The sequence below is a fragment of the Micromonospora sp. NPDC005707 genome (assembly GCF_040631005.1).
GTDB lineage: Bacteria > Actinomycetota > Actinomycetes > Mycobacteriales > Micromonosporaceae > Micromonospora.
In genome coordinates this window covers 42,265-61,810 of record NZ_JBEXYR010000008.1, presented here as the reverse complement: position 1 = coordinate 61,810, position 19,546 = coordinate 42,265, and the positions used below count along the sequence as shown (strand labels likewise).

Genomic DNA, 19,546 nt, shown 5'->3' with positions numbered 1-19,546 from the left:
CGCCAAGCCCCCTCTTTCCTCAGCGGACGGTGCCCACCAGGTGCGGCCGCCCCTGCCGCGCGTCGTGCAGCGCGAAGTCCCAGGTCCCGCCCGTGGCGGCGGCGCTGAAGGCAACCGTCGACGGCAACGGCACGGGCAGCTTGAACGCCACCTCGACCGTGTAGGACTCCGGCAGCCGGCTCTCCAGCGCCGCCAGGCAGCGGGCCTTGCTCCACATGCCGTGGGCGATCGGGCGCGGGAAGCCGAACAGCCGCGCGCCCAGCTTCGAGGTGTGGATCGGGTTGTGGTCGCCGGAGACCCGCGCGTAGTCGGTGCCCACCCGGGGAGTCACCCGCCACTGCGCCGAGGCGGCCGGCGGTGTCGGGCGGTCACCCCGGTCGCGCCGCGGACCGCCGCCCGCCGTGCGCTCCTTCCCCAGGTACGTCGAGACGCCCCGCCAGACCTCCTCCCCGCCGACCGAGCCGACCAGCACCACGTCGAGCTGCCGGCCCCGTTCGTGCGGGCGCAGATTCTCGGCGTACGTGCGGAAGTCCACCGTCTCGCCGGCCTCCACCGGCCGGTGCACGGTGATCCGGTTCGCCACGTGCACCACCCCGCTCAGCGGGATGGGGAACTCCGGCGCGGTCATCAGCCGCAGCGACAGCGGAAAGCCCAGCACGTGCAGGTATGTCGCCGGCAGCCGGTCGGCCAGCCGGAACCCGCAGACCCGGTCGTAGTCCGCCAGATGGGCCGGGTCGACCGTCACGCCGGAGACGCCCAACTCCACGGCGGGCACGTCCGGCCGGCGCCGGCCGCCCATCCCGGGCAGCGCCCCCAGCAGGGCCCGCCGGTAGAGCGCCCCCGGCGCGGGCAGCCGGGGTAGGTCGATACGAAGGCGCCCCTCCGGCCCGGTGCGCTGCGGGGCGGTCAGGGTGCCCGCGCCGCCCGACGTGACCGCCGCGGCGGCGCCGGACAGGTCGCGGGTGCGGTCGTCGGCCAGCGCGGACAGGTCCTGGGTGTGGTCGTGGGCCAGCGCGGACAGGTCCTGGGTCGCCTCGACCGGCGGCTCCGGGACGGTCCGCGCGGCGAGCGCCGCGCGGGCCGAGGTCAGGTCCTGGGTCGGCCCCTCGATCAGCTCGTGCACCGACAGCTCCTCGGCCGGCTCCTCCGGCCGCTGCTTCCGCCGCGCCATCACGCCCCCAGCAGGCTCTGGCCGCAGACCCGGACCACGTTGCCGCTGACCGCGCCGCTCGCCGGCCAGGACAGCCAGCCGATCGTCTCGGCCACGTCCACCGGCAGGCCGCCCTGGGCCAGGCTGTTCATCCGCCGGCCCGCCTCGCGGATCATCAGCGGGATCCGGGCGGTCAGCCGGGTCTCGATGAAACCGGGTGCGACCGCGTTGAGGCTGATGCCCCGCTCGCGCAGCACCGGGGAGAGGGAGTCGACCAGGCCGATGACCCCGGCCTTGCTTGTCGCGTAGTTGGTCTGGCCGCGGTTGCCCGCGATGCCGGCGATCGAGGAGACCGAGACGATCCGGCCGCCGGCCGGGATCAGGTCGCGCTCCAGCAGCACATCGTTGATCCGCTCCTGGCTGGAGAGGTTCACGTCGATCACCGAGTCCCAGCGGTCGGCGTCCATCCGGCCGAGGGTCTTGTCCCGGGTGATGCCGGCGTTGTGCACCACCACGTCGACCCGGCCGTGCCGGCTCGCCAGGTGCTCGGCCAGGCGGGTCGGTGCGTCCGGCGCGGTCAGGTCGAGCTGCACGGCGCTGCCGCCGACCTCGTTGGCGACCGCGGCCAGTTCGTCGCCGGCGGCCGGGATGTCCAGCGCGACGACCGAGGCGCCGTCCCGGGCGAGCACCCGGGCCAGCGCCGCGCCGATGCCCCGGGCCGCACCGGTGACCAGGACCACCTGGCCGTCCAGCGGCCGGTCCCAGTCGGCCGGCGCGGCGGCGGTCCCGGCGCCGACCCGGATCACCTGCCCGGAGACGTACGCGGACCGGCCGCTGAGCAGGAAGCGCAGGGTGGACTCCAGGCTGACCGGGGTGCCGGCGTCGCCGTCCTTCGTGACGTACACGAGCTGGGCGGTCACGCCCCGGCCGAACTCCTTGCCGATGCTGCGGGTCAGCCCCTCCAGCGCGCGCTGGGCGGTCGCCTCCCGGGGCGAGCCGCACTCGGCCGGCGGGGTGCCCAGCACGATCACCCGGCCGCTGGGCAGCAGCGCCCGGGCCTGCGGGTGGAAGAAGTCGTAGAGCTGGCGCAGCCCGGTGGAGTCGGAGATGCCGCTGGCGTCGTACACCAGGGCCGCGAAGCGGGCGGTGGCGTCGGTGGCGGCGGCCGGGTCGACCAGCTCGACCCCGGCGGCGGTCAGCACCTTGCCCACCGGCTCGGCGAGCCGGCCGCCGGTCGACGAGCCGAGCAGGACCGGCCCGGGAACGAGCGGGTCGCCCGGCGTGTGCCGGCGCAGTCGAGGCGGGTCGGGCAGTCCGAGGCGCTTGACCAGCGCGCGGCCGGCCCCCGTTTGGACGAAGCTCGCGTACCTGTCGGTCATAGGCGTAGCCTACTGGCGAGTAGGGTTCGGGCAACAGCTTCGAGGAGGCCGATCGTGCAGAGTGTCCGGCGAGTCGCGGTGATCGGCGGCAACCGCATCCCCTTCGCCCGCTCCAACTCGCGCTACGCGCACGCGTCCAACGCGGACATGCTCGGTGCGGCGCTGGACGGGCTGGTCGCCCGGTTCGGGCTGGCCGGGCAGCGGGTCGGCGAGGTGGTGGCGGGCGCCGTGCTCAAGCACTCCCGGGACTTCAACCTCACCCGCGAGGTGGTGCTCGGCTCCCGGCTCGACCCGCACACCCCGGCGTACGACATCCAGCAGGCCTGCGGCACCGGGCTGGAGGCCGCCATCCTGGTCGCCAACAAGATCGCCCTCGGGCAGATCGAGGTCGGCATCGCCGGTGGCGTCGACACCACCTCCGACGCGCCGCTCGCCGTCAACGAGGACCTGCGCCGGACCCTGATCCAGCTCAACTCCGCCCGGACCCTCGGCGAGCGGCTGAAGATCGCCGCCAAGCTCCGGCCGCTCCAGCCGTTCAAGCCGGAGATCCCGCGCAACGCCGAACCGCGTACCGGGCTGTCGATGGGCGACCACGCCGCGAAGACCGCGCTGCACTGGAACGTCGACCGGCAGGCCCAGGACGAGTTGGCGCTCCGCTCGCACCAGCGGCTCGCCGCCGCGTACGAGAAGGGGTTCTTCGACGACCTCATGACCCCCTACCTGGGGCTCACCCGCGACCAGAACCTCCGCCCGGACACCAGCCTGGAGAAGCTCGGCTCGCTGAAGCCGGTGTTCGGAGCCAAGGGTCCGGACGCGGAGCAGGCCACCATGACGGCCGGCAACTCCTCGCCGCTCACCGACGGGGCGTCCACCGTGCTGCTCGCGTCGGAGGAGTGGGCGCGTGAGCACCACCTGCCGGTGCTGGCCTGGTTCTCCTGGTCCGAGACGGCGGCGGTCGACTTCGTGCACGGCGACGAGGGCCTGCTGATGGCCCCCGCGTACGCGGTGCCCCGGATGCTGGCCCGGGCCGGGCTGACCCTGCAGGATTTCGACTACTACGAGATCCACGAGGCGTTCGCCTCGCAGGTGCTGGCCACCCTGGCCGCCTGGGAGTCGCCGGAGTTCTGCAAGGAGCGGCTCGGCCTGGACGCGCCGCTCGGGTCGATCGACCGGGACAAGCTCAACGTCAACGGCTCCTCGCTCGCCGCCGGGCACCCGTTCGCGGCCACCGGCGGCCGGATCGTGGCGACCCTGGCCAAGCTCCTCGACCAGAAGGGGAGCGGGCGCGGGCTCATCTCCATCTGCGCGGCCGGCGGACAGGGCGTGACCGCGATCCTGGAGCGCTGACCTCGAACGGCGACGCCCGCCCGGATCGGTGGATCCGGGCGGGCGTCCTGCGTTCCGGTCAGCCGCCGAGGGTGAACTTCTCCCAGGGGCCGATCGAGGTGCGGTTGGCGATCAGCGGCTTGGCGCCGCCGCTGTCCGCGGTGACGTAGCGGCTGTTGACTGTCGCCTTGAGACTGACCGTGCCGTCGGTGTTGCGAACCAGGGTGAACTTCTCCCAGGCGCCGGCGCTGAGCCGGTTGGCGATGAGCGGGTTGAGGCCGCCGTTGTCCGCGCAGACGAAGCGGTTGTTCGCGTGGGCGAACACACCGATCTGCCCGTTGCCGAGGTCGGCCAGGTCGAACCGCTCCCACGGGCCGACTGTGGTCCGGTTGGCGATCAGCGGGTTGGCGCCACCGTTCTCCGCGGTGACGTACCTGCCGTTGGCGCCGGCCTTGAACGAGCGGTCGGCGTCGGCGACGTTCACCCGGTAGAACTTCTCCCGGGTGCCGATCGTGGTGGCGGTCACGGTCAGCGGCGCGGTGCCCGACGGGGTGCCCACGTAGGTGTCGCCGTTCCGCAGGCTGACCGTGCCGTCGGAGTTGCGCAGCAGGTCGAACGTCTCATTCGCGGTGACGTCCGTTCTGAGCGGGAGGACCGAGCCGATGTTGCCGAGGTAGCGGTGGGTGGCCCGGGAGAAGAGGGCGACCTTGCCGTTGCCGGCGTCCGCGAGGTCGAGCTGGCCGGCAGTGCCCAGCGTGAGCTGGTCGGCCACCACGCCCTGCCCGGCGGTCGCCGAGGCCGTGTACCGCAGGTTGTAAAACGAGAGCAGCCCGATGGTGCCGGTACGCCGCAGCACGCTGACGTTCTGCGCGCTGGTGGCGACCCGGTCGTCGCTGCCGGACACCGTCACCGACACCTGGTACGTGCCGGTGGCCGCGTAGGTGTGTGAGGCGACCGGCGTGCCCTGGGTGACCACCGTGCCGTCCCCGAAGTTGAAGACGTACGAGGTGATCGGGACGTAGCCGGGGGTGGAGGCCGAGGCGTCGAGGGTGACCGAGGCCGCGCCGAGGTCGAGCGCCGCGTCGAGTGCCGCCGTCGGGTTGCCGAGGGTTTCGGTGGCACCTCGGTCGGCGTAGGTGACCGGGCCGGCGCCGGTGTTGGGTACCGCCGGGTTGTCGGCCCGGGCAGCCCCGGTCTTGTCGGTGGCCGGGTAGGCGGGCGCCGCGGAGTTCGCCGAGTCCTCCCGGTCTTTGATGGTGGTGCCCTCCTTGTCGTGGGCGGCCTGCCCCGACGCGCTCCGGAACGCCGCCAGGCCCATCCGCGTGCCGTTCAAGGAGTAGTTCGTCCCGGACGGCATGAAGCCGTGGGAGGTGTTGTTGTAGTCGACCACCGTCTGCTGGCCCGCGTCGTCGTAGAGCCCGATCTCGGCGGTGGGGGCGTTCGCCGGGTCGCAGTTGAGTTCGTCGTTCTGGCCGTTGCCGGTCAGCACGTTGTTCTGCACGGAGACGCCGGTCGATGCCGCGTCCACCCGGATGCCGTCGAGGCAGTGGTACTGGATGGTGTTGTTGGTGATCGCCGTGCGGGTGGCCCCGTGGTTGAGAAGCCCGAAGCCACCGCCGCCGGACAGCTGGTTGTTGACGACCTGTGTGCCGGCCGCGTCCGGGCCGAGTGCGATCCCCGCGGCGGCGAAGCCGAAGACGTTGCTGTTCAGGATGCTGTTGTCCGGGCCGTCGACCTGGATGCCGGCACCGTGGTCCGCGCTGCTCTCGTTCGCGATGCTCGTCACGATCGCGGACCGGACCTCGACACCGGTTGTGGCGGCGTCCAGCGCCAACCCGCCGACGAGGCTGCTGCCCTTGACGTTCGCCTGCTTCACGGCCGACCGGGTCACACCGCTGAGCCGTACGGCCGGCGTGGTGCCGGTGGCCGCCATGGCGTAGTAGCCGCCCTGGATCGTGATCCCCGAGGCGTCTCGCAGGTCGAGGGCGGGCACGTCGACGGCATTGCTGACCCGGAGGTTCTGGAGCACGATGTCGTGCTTGCCGTCGACGACGAAACCGGCGCTCGGCCCGCTGAGGGTGGCGGCCGAGCCGGCGCTGTTGAGGATGGTGACCGGCTGGTCCGGCGTGCCTGAGCTGGCGATCGTGATGCGCTCCGGGTAGGAGCCCTGACCGACGTCCACGGTCTGGCCGGCGGTGACCTGCGCGACGGCCGGAGCGATGGAGCAGTAGGGCTGGGCGAGGGTGCCGGCCCCGGTGTCGGAGCAGGCGGTCGACGTCTGGCGGACGTAGAGAACCGTCGCGTCGGCCGCCTGGGCCGGGGTGGTGAAGGACAGCAGGGATCCGCCGGTCAGCGCGAGTGCGGTGAGCCCGGCGACTGAGGAATTGCGCATGTGCGTCCTCGGTGGGGGAGGAATGGAAACCCGGACGGGCTGGGGCCGATCCTCACCTATCGGGACGTGTCCCCGCTGCCCCGGTCGGCATTTCGGGCGGAGGTCACGGCGACGCCCGCCCGGTGGTCGCGGCCGGGCGGGCGTCGGTCGTGGTTCGGTGGTTCAGCCGCCGAGGGTGAACTTCTCCCAGGGGCCGATCGAGGTGCGGTTGGCGATCAGCGGCTTGGCGCCGGCGCCGTCCGCGGTGACGATCAGCCGGTTGGCCCAGGCCAGGAGCGCCACCTTGCCGCCGCCGAGGTCGAGCACGTCGAACCGCTGCGCGGCGCCGGCGCTGGTGCCGCTGGCGATCAGCGGCTTGACACTGGCGCTGTCCGCGGTGACGAAGCGGCCGTTGGCGCCCGCCTTCAGGGTGCGTCCCGCGTTGGCGACGTCGACCCGGTAGAACTTCTGCTCGGCGCCGACGGTCTTGCCGTTGGCCACCAGCGGCGTCGTCGCGTTCGCGGTCGCGGTCACGTACTTGCCGCTGGCGAGGGACTTCAGGCTGACCGTCCCGTCCGCGTTGCGGATCAGGGTGAACCGCTCGGTGTCGCCGACCACCACGGTCTCGTAGGTCAGCGCGGCCAGCCCGGCCGTGTCGGCGGTGACGTACCGGCCGGCCGAACGCAGGAACAGGGCCACCTTGCCGTCGCCGGCATCGACCAGGTCGAGCTGGGCGGCCGGGCCGAGATCCGGCCGGTCCGCGCCGAGCGCGGGCCACGGCACGTTGGCCATCTGGGCGACGTACCGGAGGGCGGACGTGGTGAGCAGGCCGACGGTGCCGGTGCGGGGCAGCACGCTCACCCCGTGCGTCGTGTCGTCCTTGCGGCCGTCCGTGCCGGTGACCCGGACCGAGACGCTGTACGTGTTCCGGGTGGCGTACCGGTGCGTGGCGACCGGCGTGTCCTGGGTGACGACGGTGCCGTCGCCGAAGTCGAACCGGTAGGTGGCGATCGGCGCGACCCCCGGCACGGTGGTGGAGGCGTCGACGGTGACCGAGCCCGTGTCGAGGTCCGGCGTGAGGGCGAACCGGGTGTCCGGGCCGCGGACGGTCTCGACCGCCCCCCGGTCGGCGTAGGGCTGAGGCCCGGCGCCGGTGTTCGGCACCGCCGGGTCGTCCACCCGGGCCGTGCCGAACCGGTCGGTCGTCAGGAAGCCCGGAGCGGCCGAGTTCGCCGAGTCGTAGCCGCCCGTCGGGCCCGGGGTGTCCAGGTCGTGGGCCGCCTGGCCGGAGGCGGCGCGGAACGCCGCCAGGCCCATCGGGGCGCCGTTCCAGGCGTAGATCGTCGACGACCCGGGGGTGTACCGGTCGATGAGGTTGTAGTCGACCACCGTGTCGGCGGTGGCGCCGCCGTCGACGGCGATCTGCGCGCCGTGTCCCGGCGGCGACGGGCAGCTGTGATTGGGGTTCTTGACGAGCCGGTTGTTCTGCACCGAGACGCCGGTGGAGCCGGCGTCGACGCGGACGCCCCCGAGGCAGCGGTCCGTGACGGTGTTGTTGGTGATCGCCGTGCCGGTGGCGCCGGCGTTGTGGACGCCGTAGCCGAGCCCTTCGCCGATGTCGTTGTTCACCACCGTCGTCCCGCGCGCGCTCGGCGCGACACTGACGGCGGCTCCGGTGAAGCGACCGAGGGAGCCGCCGACGATCGTGTTGCCGGAGCCCTCGACCCGGATCCCGACGCTCTGCTCGATGGGGTCGATCGGGTTGCCGGTGACGTTCATCGACGACATGAGTACGCCGGACGTGGCGTCGTCGAGCGACACGCCCGTGGTGAGCGAACTGCCGGAGACGAAGAAGTGGCTCAGGACCGAGTCGGTGACACCGGAGAGGCGCACGACCGTCCCGGTCGCACCGCTCGTCAAGGAGTAGCCGCCGCCGTCGACCGTGATGCGGGCGGCGTTGCGGATGTCGAGTGCGGGGCCGTCGGCCGCGCCGGGGACCTGGATCCGTTCGATCCTGATGTCGTGCTGGCCGTCGATGGTGATCCCGCCCGCCCCGCCGATCAGCTGCGAGTAGGAGGGACCGCCCCGGAAGACGATGGGCGCGTCCGGCGTGCCGGACCGGGTGAGGGTGACGTGCTCCCGGTAGACGCCGCCGCTGATCTCTACGGTCTGCCCCGCGGAGACGACCGACGCGGCGGCGCCGATCGTGCAGAACGGCTGGTCGTAGGTGCCGGGCCCGGCGTCGGAGCAGGTGGTGACCGTTGGTCGGACGTAGAGGGTCGTCCCGTCCGCGGCCTGTGCGGGTGCGGCGAGGGCCAGGAGTGAACCACTGGTCAGCGCGGCTGTGGCGAGGCCGGCGAGAAGAGTTTTGCGCATGTTGATCCTCGGTTCGAGGAGGAAGGGGGGACCCAGGAAGGGTCAGTGATCTTTGCCCACCGGCGGGTGTCCCGCTGACCCGAGTGGCATATCGGGCGGCGGTCTTGGAGGTGGACGACCGGACCCGACAGGGCGGAAATGGCACAAACCTCGCATGTGCGTCTACCGCCAAGCCCGCACCGGCCGCCCCCGCCCGCCGGATCCGGCTCGTGGGCCGGCCGGAGCGCTGGCCGGCGGGTACGGGAGAATGGGGCCGTGACGATCCCGAACGTGCTCGCCAACCGTTACGCCTCCCCCGAGCTGGTGGCCCTCTGGTCGCCGGAGGAGAAGGTACGCATGGAGCGGCGGCTCTGGCTCGCCGTGCTGAAGGCCCAGCGGGACCTCGGCGTGCCGGTGCCGGACGGGGTGGTCGAGGCGTACGAGCGGGCGGTCGACGACGTCGACCTGGCCTCGATCGCGGAACGCGAACGGGTCACCCGGCACGACGTGAAGGCCCGGATCGAGGAGTTCAGCGCCCGCGCCGGGCACGAGCACGTGCACAAGGGGATGACCTCCCGGGACCTCACCGAGAACGTCGAGCAGCTCCAGATCCGGGCCTCGCTGGAGCTGATCCGGGACCGGGTGGTCGCCACCCTGGCCCGGCTCGCCTGGCACGCCAACGAGTACTCGGGCCTGGTGATGACGGGCCGGTCGCACAACGTCGCCGCGCAGGCCACCACGCTCGGCAAGCGCTTCGCGTCCGCCGCCGAGGAGCTGCTCATCGCGTACGAGCGGCTGACGGACCTGATCGAGCGGTACCCGCTGCGGGGCATCAAGGGGCCGGTGGGCACCGCTGCCGACCAGCTCGACCTCTTCGACGGCGACGCCGGCCGGGTGGCCGAGCTGGAGCGCCGGGTCGCCGAGCATCTGGGTTTCGCCCGGGTGCTGGACAGCGTCGGCCAGGTCTACCCGCGTTCGCTGGACTTCGACGTGCTCTCCGCGCTGGCGCAGGTGGCCGCCGCGCCGTCGTCGCTGGCCACCACCATCCGGCTGATGGTCGGCCAGGAGTTGGTCACCGAGGGCTTCAAGCCCGGTCAGGTCGGCTCCAGCGCCATGCCGCACAAGATGAACACCCGCTCGTCGGAGCGGGTGAACGGCTTCGCGGTGATCATCCGGGGCTACCTGTCGATGGTCGGCGAGCTGGCCGGCGACCAGTGGAACGAGGGGGACGTCTCCTGCTCGGTCGTCCGCCGGGTGGCCCTGCCGGACGCCTTCTTCGCCGCCGACGGGCTGTTCCAGACCTTCCTCACCGTGCTGGACGAGTTCGGGCCGTACCCGGCGGTGATCAACCGGGAGCTGGAGCGCTTCCTGCCCTTCCTGGCGACCACCAAGATCCTGGTCGCGGCGGTCCGGCGGGGCGTGGGCCGGGAGGCCGCACACGAGGTGATCAAGGAGCACGCGGTCGCCGTGGCGCTGGCCATGCGGGAGAAGGGCGCGGCCGAGAACGACCTCTTCGACCGGCTCGCCGCCGACGGCCGGCTGGGCCTGAGCCGGGCCGAGATCGACGCCCTGGTCGCCGACCGCAACGCCTTCGTCGGTGCCGCCGGCGCCCAGGTCGACCGGGTGACCGCGCGCATCACCAGGATCGTCGAGGCCCACCCCGAAGCGGCCGCCTACTCGCCGCCCCCCATCCTCTGATCCGGAGTCAGGACCCCGGGGTGGGGGTTTCGCCGGCGGTCCCGAGGTTGGGGGCGCTGGCCGGTTCGGCGATGCCGCCGGGCGCGGTGGCGATCTCCGGCTCGTGGGCGGTCTCGGCCGCGATCATCGGCTGATCCGGCGGCATGACGTCGGGCGTCTTGGGTACGACGATCACCGCCGTCCCGTACGCGCAGATCTCCATCCACATCTCGCCGCAGTCCCGGCTGTCGAAGCGCATGCCGATCACGGCGTTCGCGCCGAGCCGCATGGCCTCCTCGCCGAGCCGGGCCACCGAGTCGGTCCGCCAGCGGGTGAGGTTGTCCGGCGCCATCGGGTCGTAGGCGCCACCGCGCAGGTTCTTGACCCCTTCGCGGTACGGGTTGCGGGTCCGCGCCATCGAGGAGACCACTTCGCCGAGGATCTGGCGGATCTCGTAGCCGGGCAGTTGATCCGTCGTCACGACCAGCACGGTTCCGATGCTGTCAGCCATCGGGCGGCCGGTTCGTGAGCCGTGTTCACCTGATCGGATGCTGCAAAACGGCGCGGCGCGGACGGTCGGGGTGCCACCGACCGATCCGCGCCGCACGGCGCTAACCGTCAGACACCGGCCGTCGAGGTGATCCAGGCCCGGTTGTACGCGACACTGCCGTAGTTCTGGATGCTGGAGCCGTCGGCGGTGGAGGCGACGCCGACCTGCCGGCCGTTGTAGAACTGCGGGCCGCCCGAGTCACCCCGCCAGGCGTTGCCGTTGATCCGGGTGCTGCGGATCGCCTGGCCGCCGTAGGCGTCCGTGGCGTTGGTGCTGGTCACCTGCACGTTGGCGGTCTTGAGCTGGCTGGAGGCGCTGCAGCCGCTGTAGCAGGTCATGCCCCACCCGTAGATCGAATTGGTCGAGCCGACCGGCGGGTTGCTGCTGGCCAGCGTCACGGTGGAGGTGCTCACCGCGCTGGAGAGGCGCAGCAGGGCCAGGTCGTTGCGGGTGTAGGAGGCGCTCACCGTGCGGGTGACGCCGCCCGAGGCGCGGTAGACGCTGCCGACCCGGACCGACATCGTGCCGCTGACGCAGTGCCGGGCGGTGAGCACCCACTGGGACGCGATCACGCTGCCGGAACAGGTGAACGAGCCGTTGCTGAACACGGCGGCGGCCCACGGGGCGGACGAGACGGTGCTGCCGCCGATGATCGGCTGCGGGCCGGCCGGTGCGGCGGTGGCGCCGGAGGCGGTGGCGAGCACGCCGGCGAGGGTGGTGGTGAGCACGGCGAGCAGGGGACGGAGACGCATGCGGGGTACTCCTTCTGCACTGAAGGCATCGACATCTGACGATGAATGCTAAGGGTCGATCCTTGCTCGTCACAAGACCTCGATCGAAATCGACCGATCGACGTCCCGGCTGCGGCGCCTGCCGGGGGCCGGCTGTCGGAAACCGGTCCCGCCGCGCGGCGTACGCGGCAGAATGCCTGGTGAAAGCCCTGCCACCGGACTCCGGCCGCGGTGCCCGGCAACGAATTCATATCGACGCCGCAACGAACGCGTATCGGCCCTCCGTCGGGGCGGCCGGTTACGCCGATCACTGCCTGAGCCGGCACCGGCCGGTGCGGGCGGGACGGCCTCTGCCAGGTAGGCTGGCTGCGCTCGCCCGTTGTGGGCCGGCACCCAACTGCGTACACAGTCAGGAGTGCCCCGTGCCTCGCGTCGTCGTCGACGTCATGCTCAAGCCCGAGATCCTCGATCCTCAGGGCCAGGCCGTCGCAAACGCGCTGCCCCGGCTCGGCGTCAGCGACGTCGCCTCGGTCCGGATCGGCAGGCGGATCGAGATCGAGTTCACCGGTGAACCGGACCTGGACCGGGCCCGGGAGATCGCCGACAAGCTGCTCGCCAACCCGGTCATCGAGGACTTCACCGTCCGCCTGGTCGAGGCCGACGAGACCGCGGACGCCCGCTCGTGACCGCGCGGGTCGGTGTGGTGACCTTCCCCGGTTCGCTCGACGACGGGGACGCGGCCCGGGCCGTCCGGATCGCCGGCGCCGAACCGGTCCGGCTGTGGCACGACGACCCGGACCTGCACGGCGTGGACGCCGTGGTCCTGCCCGGTGGCTTCTCCTACGGTGACTACCTGCGCTGCGGCGCGATCGCCCGGTTCGCCCCCGTGATGGGCTCGATCGTCGACGCCGCCCGCGGCGGCCTGCCGGTGCTCGGCATCTGCAACGGCTTCCAGATCCTCTGCGAGGCCCACCTGCTGCCCGGCGCGCTCACCCGCAACCAGCACCTGCACTTCCGCAACCGCGACCAGGTCCTCCGGATCGAGGCCGTCGGCACCGCCTGGACGAACGCGTTCCAGCCCGGCCAGGAGGTGCTCGTCCCGGTCAAGAACGGCGAGGGCTGCTACGTCGCCGACCCGGCGACGCTGGACCGGCTGGAGGCCGAGGGCCGCGTGGTCGCCCGCTACGTCGGCGGCAACCCCAACGGATCGCAGCGCGACATCGCCGCGATCACCAACGAGGCCGGCAACGTGGTCGGCATCATGCCGCATCCCGAGCACGCGGTGGAGGCGCTCACCGGCCCCTCGCTGGACGGTCTCGGCTTCTTCACCTCGGTGCTGAAGCACCTGGTGGGGGCCCCGGCGTGAGCGTGCGCGGCGCGATCATCGGTCGGCTCACCCGCCGCCACGGCGGCGAGCGCAGCGAGGAGAGGTCATGACCACCCATCCGGACCCGGCCCTGCGGGAGACGCCGGGCGTGGTGCCGCAGGCCGGCCCCGCCGACGACTGGGCCCTCGGCCTGGACACCGTGCCGCGCGCCGCCGGCACCCCCGAAGAGCTCCAGCCGTACGCCGAGCTGGGCCTCCGCGACGACGAGTACGACCGGATCCGGCACATCCTCGGCCGCCGGCCCACCCAGGCCGAGCTGGCCATGTACTCGATCATGTGGAGCGAGCACTGCTCCTACAAGTCGAGCAAGGTGCACCTGCGCCAGTTCGGCGAGAAGGCCCCGCCCAGCGACCGGCTGCTGGCCGGCATCGGCGAGAACGCCGGTGTCGTCCAGGTCTCCGACGAACTGGCGGTGACCTTCAAGGTCGAGTCGCACAACCACCCGAGCTTCGTCGAGCCGTACCAGGGCGCGGCGACCGGTGTCGGCGGCATCGTCCGGGACATCCTCGCCATGGGCGCCCGCCCGGTCGCCGTGATGGACCCGCTGCGCTTCGGCGCGGCCGACCACCCGGACACCGCCCGGGTGCTCCCCGGCGTGGTGGCCGGCGTCGGCGGCTACGGCAACTGCCTGGGCCTGCCCAACATCGGCGGCGAGCTCGTCTTCGATCCCAGCTACCAGGGCAACCCGCTGCTCAACGCGCTCTGCCTCGGCGTGCTGCCGGTGTCCCGGTTGCAGAACAAGGCCGCGGCCGGGCCGGGCAACGTCGTGGTGCTGATGGGCGCCAAGACCGGCCGGGACGGCATCGGCGGCGTGTCGGTGCTGGCCAGCGCCACCTTCGACGAGGGCAGCGAGCAGCGTCGCCCGGCCGTGCAGGTGGGCGACCCGTTCATCGAGAAGCTGCTCATCGAGGCCTGCCTCGAGCTGTACGACGCCGAGCTGGTCGTCGGCATCCAGGACCTCGGCGGCGCCGGCCTGACCTGCGCGCTCACCGAGACGGCCGCCGCGGCCGGCACCGGCATGCGCGTCTGGCTGGAGCGGGTGCCGCTGCGCGAGCCGTCGATGGAGCCGCACGAGATCCTGGCCAGCGAGTCCCAGGAGCGGATGCTGCTGGTGGTCGCGCCGGACAAGCTGGACGCGGTGCTCAAGACCGCCGAGAAGTGGGGCGTGCTCGCCACCGCCATCGGTGAGGTCACCGCGCCGTCGCCGGACGGCCAGCCGGGCCGCCTGCTCATCACCTGGCGTGACCAGATGGTGGTGGACGTGCCGCCGGGCTCGCTGGTCGACGACGGGCCCGTCTACGCCCGCCCCATGCGCGAGCCGGCCGACCTGATCCTGCTCCAGGCCGACCGGGCCGAGACGCTGCCCCGGCCGAGCGACCCGGACGCGCTCCGGGAGACCCTGCTCCGAATGATCGCGTCGCCGAACCTGGCCGACAAGACCTGGGTCACCGAGCAGTACGACCGGTACGTGCTGGGCAACACCGTGCTCGCCCAGCCGGAGGACTCCGGCGTCATCCGGATCGACGAGCGGACCGGCCTGGGCGTCGCCCTCTCCGTCGATGGCAACGGCCGCTACGCCCGCCTCGACCCGTACCACGGGACGAAGCTCGCGCTGGCCGAGGCGTACCGGAACGTGGCGGTGACCGGCGCGAAGCCGATCGCCGTGACCAACTGCCTCAACTTCGGCTCGCCGGAGGACCCGGGCGTCATGTGGCAGTTCGCCGAGGCCGTGCGCGGCCTGGCGGACGGCTGCCTGGAGCTGGGCATCCCGGTGACCGGGGGCAACGTCAGCTTCTACAACCAGACCGGCGCGGCGGCCATCCACCCGACCCCCGTGGTCGGCGTGCTGGGCATCCTGGACAACGTGGCGGACCGGGTGCCGATGGGCTTCGTGCCGCGGCCGGCCGGCGACCACGACCAGCTCTTCCTGCTGGGCGAGACGCACGTCGAGCTCTCCGGGTCGGAGTGGGCCTGGGTGACCCACGAGCACCTGGGCGGCATCCCGCCGCAGGTCGACCTGGCCCGTGAGCGGCAGCTCGCCGAGCTGCTCGCCGAGGCGGCCCGGGTCGGGCATCTCAGCTCCGCGCACGACCTCTCCGACGGGGGACTCGCCCAGAGCCTGGTCGAGTCCAGCCTGCGGCGCGGTGTCGGCGCCCGGGTGGTGCTGCCGGAGCACTTCGCCGGCGGCTCGATGCCGTTCGTCTTCCTGTTCAGCGAGTCCGCCGGCCGCGTGCTGGTGTCGGTGCCGCGCGGGCACGAGAAGGCGTTCACCGCCCTCTGCGCCGAGCGTGGCGTCCCGTGGGAGTTCATCGGGGTCACCGACCCGGCCGGCGGGGCCCTGGAGGTGCACGGCCAGTTCCGGATCGGCCTCGACGAGCTGCGCGAGGCGCACACCGGCACCCTGCCGCGCCTCTTCGGCGGCGCGGAGGCGGCCCGGGTCGAGGTGGAGGCCACCCGCACCGGGACCACCACCGTCCTGCCGGCCACCGCCGAGCAGCCGATCGGCGTCGACCCGGCCGAGGTCGCCGCCGAGCCGATAGCGCAGGCCGGCGTCGCCCCGGTGGAGACCGAGTCGGAGGCGGCCGCCTCCACGGACGTGGCGGACGCCCCGGCGGCCGACGACGCCCCTGCGGCGAACGAGACCCTGGCGGACGAGGCTGCGGCGAACGGGACCCTGGCCGACGAGGCTGCGGTGAACGAGACCCTGGCCGACGAGGCTGCGGCGAGCGAGGCGCAGGCCGACAAGGCCGGGGTGAGCGAGGCCCTGGCCGACGAGGCCGCCACGGACGAGGTTGAGTCTCCGGCGGGCGAGGCCGACGCCTCGACCGACGCTCCCGAGGCGACGGCCGGCCCGGACGGCTCCGCGACGGCTACCGCTGACCCGGACCAGCGCCCCGCCCCGGATCAGCGCTGAGGCCCTGGCCTTGGCCGTCTTCGCTCAACCCGGCGCCGGCGCCCGGTTCGACTGGGGGCTGAGCGGGGCCGCGGAACTCGGCCGGGTCTGCGCCGCCCTGGTGGTGGTGGACGTGCTCTCGTTCACCACCGCCGTGGAGGTGGCGGTGAGCCGCGGCATGCGGGTGCACCCGTTCCCCTGGGGCGAGCAGGCCGCCGACTACGCCCGCCGGGTCGGAGCCGTCGCGGCGGTGGGCCGCCGGAAGACGACCCCGGAGCATCCGTGGTCGCTCTCCCCGGCGGCGCTGCGGACCGCCCCGGTCGTCGCCGACCTGGTGCTGCCGTCGCCGAACGGTTCGGCCATCAGCGCCGCCGCGAGCGCCACGGGCGTGCCGGTGGTCGCGGCGTGCCTGCGCAACGCGCCCGCCGTCGGGCGCTGGCTCCTGGCCCAGGGGTACGGCTCGACCGACGCCCCCGTGGGTGTGGTGGCCGCCGGTGAACGCTGGCCGGACGGGTCGCTGCGCCCCGGCGTGGAGGACCAGCTCGGGGCGGCCAGCGTGCTGGACGCCCTTTCCGGGGTCCCCGGCGGGCTCTCGGTGGAGGCGGCCATGGCCCTGGCAGCCCTGGCCAGCACGCCCGACGTGCCGGCCGCCGTGCGGGGCTGCGTCTCCGGACGGGAGCTCGTCGAGGGCGGCTTCGCCGAGGACGTGGCCGTCGCCGTCGAACTCGACGTCTCCGACGTGGTGCCGGTGCTGCGCCACGGCTACTTCGCCGCCGCCTGACCTGGCGCCGTCCGGTCGGGCCGGCGTGTCGTTCAGCGCGGCTACGAGGTTGATGACGTGAACGACTCAGCGGCGGCCCGGTGCGTCCGCCGTGGCGTCCCCACCTGCGTGAAGCCGTTCAGCGCGGCTACGAGGTTGATGACGTAAACGACTCAGCGCCGGCCCGATGGGTCGCCCGTGGCGTCGCCGCCAACGTGAAGTGGCCGCCCGGATCAGCCGGGCGGCCACTCTCGTCGTGCTCGGTGGGGCGCTCGCGCCCCGGCCGTCAGTCGTCCAGCCAGTCCAGGCGGCGACCGCTGCGGTCCTGCGGGGCGTCGGATCGGCCCCGGCCGGCCTCGGCCGGGTCGGCGTAGTAGCCGCCCTGGCCGCCCTGGCCGCCCTGGTCGTAGCCCTGGCTGTCGTAGCCACCGCCGCGCTGCTGCGGCGGCTGCTCCTGGCCGTATCCGCCCTGCTGGCCGTATCCGCCCTGCTGGGGCTGGCCGTAACCGTCGCCGCCGCCGTAGCCGCCGCGCTGGTCGTAACCGTCGTAGCCGCCCTGCTGGCCGCCGTCGTACGCGCCGCCCTGCTGGCCGGCGTCGTATCCGCCCTGCTGGCGACCGTCGTAGCCGCCCTGACGGTTGTCGTAGCCGCCGGTCTGGCCGCTGTCGTAGCCACCGCTCGGGCCGTTGTCGTAACCGCCCGCCGCGCCGCTGTCGTAACCGCCCGCCGGACCGTTGTCGTAACCGCCGGCCGGGGCGCCGTAGCCGCCGGAGCCGGAGCCGGAGCCGGAGCCGTAGGCGCCCTGCTCCCCGCCGCGGCCGTACTGGCCCTGGCCGGGCTGGTCGTAGCCCCGGCCCTGCTCGGGCTGGTAGGTGCTGGTCGGGTACGGGTCGGCCGGCGGCGCGTACTGGGTGCTGTCACCCGTGTAGCGGCCGGTGGGCTCGTCGTAGCGCTCGTTGCCGTAGCCGCCGCCCTGCGCGGGCGGGTAGCCGGCGGCACCGGCGCCGTAGTCGGGGGTGCCGTAGCCGCCGCCCGAGGACGGCGCCGTGCCGTAGCCGCCGCCCGAGGAGGGGGCGTTGCCGTAGCCGTTGTTGCCGCCGTAGCCGCCCGGGCCGGGAGGCTCATCGCCGTAGCCGCCGTAGCCGGGCTGCCCCGCCCCGACGCCGTACGAGGGCCCGGGGGGCGCGCCGTACGGGTCCGGCGGGACGTCGTCCACGACCGGGCGGTGCATCATGGTCGGCGCGTCGCTGAGCGAGGCGCCGCCGACCATGGTCGGTGCCGCCCCGGCGCCCATGCCGTTCACGACCCGGGTCTGGTCGTCCGCACCCCGGTAGGCGCCCCGGGCACCCGGCACGGCGCCGGCCGCTCCCGCCGGGCCACCGGGCCCGGTCGGTCCGTTCAGGCCGTCACCGTCGGCGTCGCCGTCCTCGTTCTTGCGCCGCATGTAGAGCAGCACGATGGTGCCCACGCCGACGGCGACGAAGAGACCGCCGAGCAGGATCAGCAGCCACGAGCCGAAGCCGCCCGAGTCCTCGTTGGCGGCCGGCTGCTGGGCGGCGGGAGTCTCGCTGGCCGCCTCGTCGGTCGCCTCGTCGGTCGCCTCGTCGCTCGGCAGGACCTCTTCACTGGCCGACGCGCTGGGGCTCGGCGAGGCCGACACCTTGATCGGCACGCTGATCCGCACACCGGTCACCGACTGGCCGGCCGCCGCGTTGATCGACTTGGTGCCGGGGTCGGCGCCACCCTTGGTGGCGCCCAGGTCGATCCGGCCCGGCGCGATCGGGTCCGACGCGGAACCGGTGAACTTGAAGTTGCCGCTGCCGTCCGTGTTCGTCTGTCGCTGCGTGCCCCGGCTGTCCCGGAGCATGACGAGAGCGTTCTCGACGGGATCGCCGTTGTCCGCGATGACGACCTTGCCGGAGATGGACTTGACCGTCTGCGGCTGATCCGGGGTCGGAGGCGCGGCGGCCCGGACTGTGACGCGGAGGTTGCGGGGATTGTCCCCGGTGACCGTGATCTTCGCCGGGGCGCTGTTGGCCGCCGGCGCGGTGGCGGCGGCCGACAGCGTCAGGGTCACCGGCTTCGGCGCCGGGATGCCGCCGAAGTCGATCGGCCCGCAGCCCCCGCAGGTGACTCCGTCGGGCAGGCCGGTCACGTCGATGTCCGCGGACGTCTCGCCGGCGTCCGGCCGCACCACCACGTTGACGGTGCTGCTCCTGCCGGCGTCGATCGTGACCGAGTTGTCGGCGGTGCTGATCTTGGCGGCCGAGGCCGATGTGGCGGGGACGGCGAGCAGCGCGCCGAAGACCAGCGCCACGACCACACCGGCCCGCTGCTTCCAGGCACGTCGGTGTGTTGACACGTCCACCGCCTTCCGGGTCTGATCTCCCCGCCGGCCGGTCCGGCCGGGTGATCACTCACGGTACGAATACGCCGTCGGCAACTATGCCTTGTCTGGCCGGGCTATCTCTACCCAGGGCCAGCGTCGAGCGCGTTGCCGCGGGGTCGTATCGTCCCGTCGTGTCCTCTCCGCACACTTATTCGGCCGCCGTGGCGGCGACGTTGACGGCGCTGGATGAGGGGCGTACGCCCGATCGGCCGGTGTACCGGGAGGCGGTCCGTACCCTCTTGGCCACCCTCGCGGAGCGCGCCCCCGGCCGATCGGTGGAGGTGCGGGTTCCACCCTACGGCGCGGTGCAGTGCGTGGCGGGGCCGCGACACACCCGTGGAACGCCCCCGAATGTGGTGGAAATGGACCCGGCAACCTGGCTGGAGCTGGCCACCGGCCGCCTCGGGTGGGCCGAGGCCGTCACCGAGGGTCGCGTACGGGTGTCCGGTATCCGGGCGGACCTCTCCGAGCACCTTCCGCTCTAGCTGCGGCGACGGGGCGGCGCACGATCACACTCAGCGGGCAGCTCGTGACTGTCGGTGTCGACCGCTGTTCGCGTACACTGTGAGGCTGACGAC

At 73.1% G+C, this 19,546-nt stretch carries 13 protein-coding genes and 1 pseudogene; 7 read left to right on the top strand and 7 right to left on the bottom strand.

The window, feature by feature from the left end; translation table 11 throughout:
• Window positions 1-19: 19 nt before the first annotated feature.
• Window positions 20-910, bottom strand: a complete 891-nt coding sequence (locus ABZ452_RS17655) for a MaoC/PaaZ C-terminal domain-containing protein (protein ID WP_357944568.1) — start codon at window positions 908-910, stop codon at window positions 20-22.
• Between the two features lie 260 nt (window positions 911-1,170).
• The gene (locus ABZ452_RS17650) at window positions 1,171-2,529 is read right to left on the bottom strand and encodes a 3-oxoacyl-ACP reductase (protein ID WP_357943809.1); all 1,359 of its coding nucleotides are present in this window, start codon (window positions 2,527-2,529) and stop codon (window positions 1,171-1,173) included.
• 54 nt (window positions 2,530-2,583) lie between these two features.
• On the opposite strand from ABZ452_RS17650, the gene ABZ452_RS17645 reads away from it, so the two are divergent.
• Window positions 2,584-3,876 carry an acetyl-CoA C-acetyltransferase gene (locus tag ABZ452_RS17645; protein ID WP_357943807.1) on the top strand — a complete coding sequence of 431 codons (1,293 nt, stop codon included), beginning with the start codon at window positions 2,584-2,586 and terminating at the stop codon, window positions 3,874-3,876.
• A gap of 58 nt (window positions 3,877-3,934) precedes the next feature.
• On the opposite strand, the gene ABZ452_RS17640 is transcribed toward ABZ452_RS17645, so the two are convergent.
• Window positions 3,935-6,247, bottom strand: a complete 2,313-nt coding sequence (locus ABZ452_RS17640) for a PKD domain-containing protein (protein WP_357943805.1) — start codon at window positions 6,245-6,247, stop codon at window positions 3,935-3,937.
• A 162-nt stretch (window positions 6,248-6,409) separates the two neighbouring features.
• Window positions 6,410-8,602: a PKD domain-containing protein gene (locus ABZ452_RS17635; protein ID WP_357943803.1), complete on the bottom strand. Its 2,193-nt coding sequence runs from the start codon at window positions 8,600-8,602 to the stop codon at window positions 6,410-6,412.
• A gap of 255 nt (window positions 8,603-8,857) precedes the next feature.
• Here ABZ452_RS17635 and purB point away from each other — a divergent pair, with 255 nt between their 5' ends.
• Window positions 8,858-10,279 carry an adenylosuccinate lyase gene (purB, locus tag ABZ452_RS17630; protein ID WP_357943801.1) on the top strand — a complete coding sequence of 474 codons (1,422 nt, stop codon included), beginning with the start codon at window positions 8,858-8,860 and terminating at the stop codon, window positions 10,277-10,279.
• A gap of 7 nt (window positions 10,280-10,286) precedes the next feature.
• On the opposite strand, the gene ABZ452_RS17625 is transcribed toward purB, so the two are convergent.
• Together ABZ452_RS17625 and ABZ452_RS17620 are read right to left on the bottom strand one after the other, a co-directional pair.
• Entirely contained in the window at window positions 10,287-10,865 is a 579-nt protein-coding gene (locus ABZ452_RS17625; protein WP_357943799.1) for a YbjQ family protein, read from the bottom strand.
• An 11-nt stretch (window positions 10,866-10,876) separates the two neighbouring features.
• On the bottom strand, window positions 10,877-11,560 hold the full coding sequence (locus ABZ452_RS17620) for a DUF1986 domain-containing protein (RefSeq protein ID WP_357943797.1): 684 nt from the start codon (window positions 11,558-11,560) through the stop codon (window positions 10,877-10,879).
• A gap of 401 nt (window positions 11,561-11,961) precedes the next feature.
• On the opposite strand from ABZ452_RS17620, the gene purS reads away from it, so the two are divergent.
• The 4 genes and pseudogenes from purS to ABZ452_RS17600 all read left to right on the top strand — a co-directional run bounded on the left by purS (window position 11,962) and on the right by ABZ452_RS17600 (window position 16,600).
• Entirely contained in the window at window positions 11,962-12,225 is a 264-nt protein-coding gene (purS, locus tag ABZ452_RS17615) for a phosphoribosylformylglycinamidine synthase subunit PurS (protein ID WP_030332194.1), read from the top strand.
• Window positions 12,222-12,905 (top strand): phosphoribosylformylglycinamidine synthase subunit PurQ, encoded by a 684-nt coding sequence (gene purQ / locus ABZ452_RS17610; protein WP_357943795.1) that lies wholly within the window; start codon window positions 12,222-12,224, stop codon window positions 12,903-12,905. The genes purS and purQ overlap by 4 nt, the downstream gene beginning before the upstream one ends.
• Before the next feature lie 67 nt (window positions 12,906-12,972).
• Window positions 12,973-15,498 (top strand): annotated as a pseudogene (gene purL, locus ABZ452_RS17605) (phosphoribosylformylglycinamidine synthase subunit PurL); the annotation flags it as partial.
• A gap of 352 nt (window positions 15,499-15,850) precedes the next feature.
• Window positions 15,851-16,600, top strand: a complete 750-nt coding sequence (locus ABZ452_RS17600) for a 2-phosphosulfolactate phosphatase (RefSeq protein ID WP_357943793.1) — start codon at window positions 15,851-15,853, stop codon at window positions 16,598-16,600.
• Window positions 16,601-16,865: 265 nt separating this feature from the next.
• Here ABZ452_RS17600 and ABZ452_RS17595 read toward each other — a convergent pair whose 3' ends face one another.
• The gene (locus ABZ452_RS17595) at window positions 16,866-18,941 is read right to left on the bottom strand and encodes a carboxypeptidase-like regulatory domain-containing protein (protein ID WP_357943791.1); all 2,076 of its coding nucleotides are present in this window, start codon (window positions 18,939-18,941) and stop codon (window positions 16,866-16,868) included.
• Window positions 18,942-19,129: 188 nt separating this feature from the next.
• Between ABZ452_RS17595 and ABZ452_RS17590 the strand changes: the two genes are divergently transcribed.
• Complete coding sequence (locus tag ABZ452_RS17590; protein ID WP_357944565.1) at window positions 19,130-19,453, top strand: sterol carrier family protein; 324 nt, start codon at window positions 19,130-19,132, stop codon at window positions 19,451-19,453.
• Window positions 19,454-19,546 lie beyond the last annotated feature (93 nt).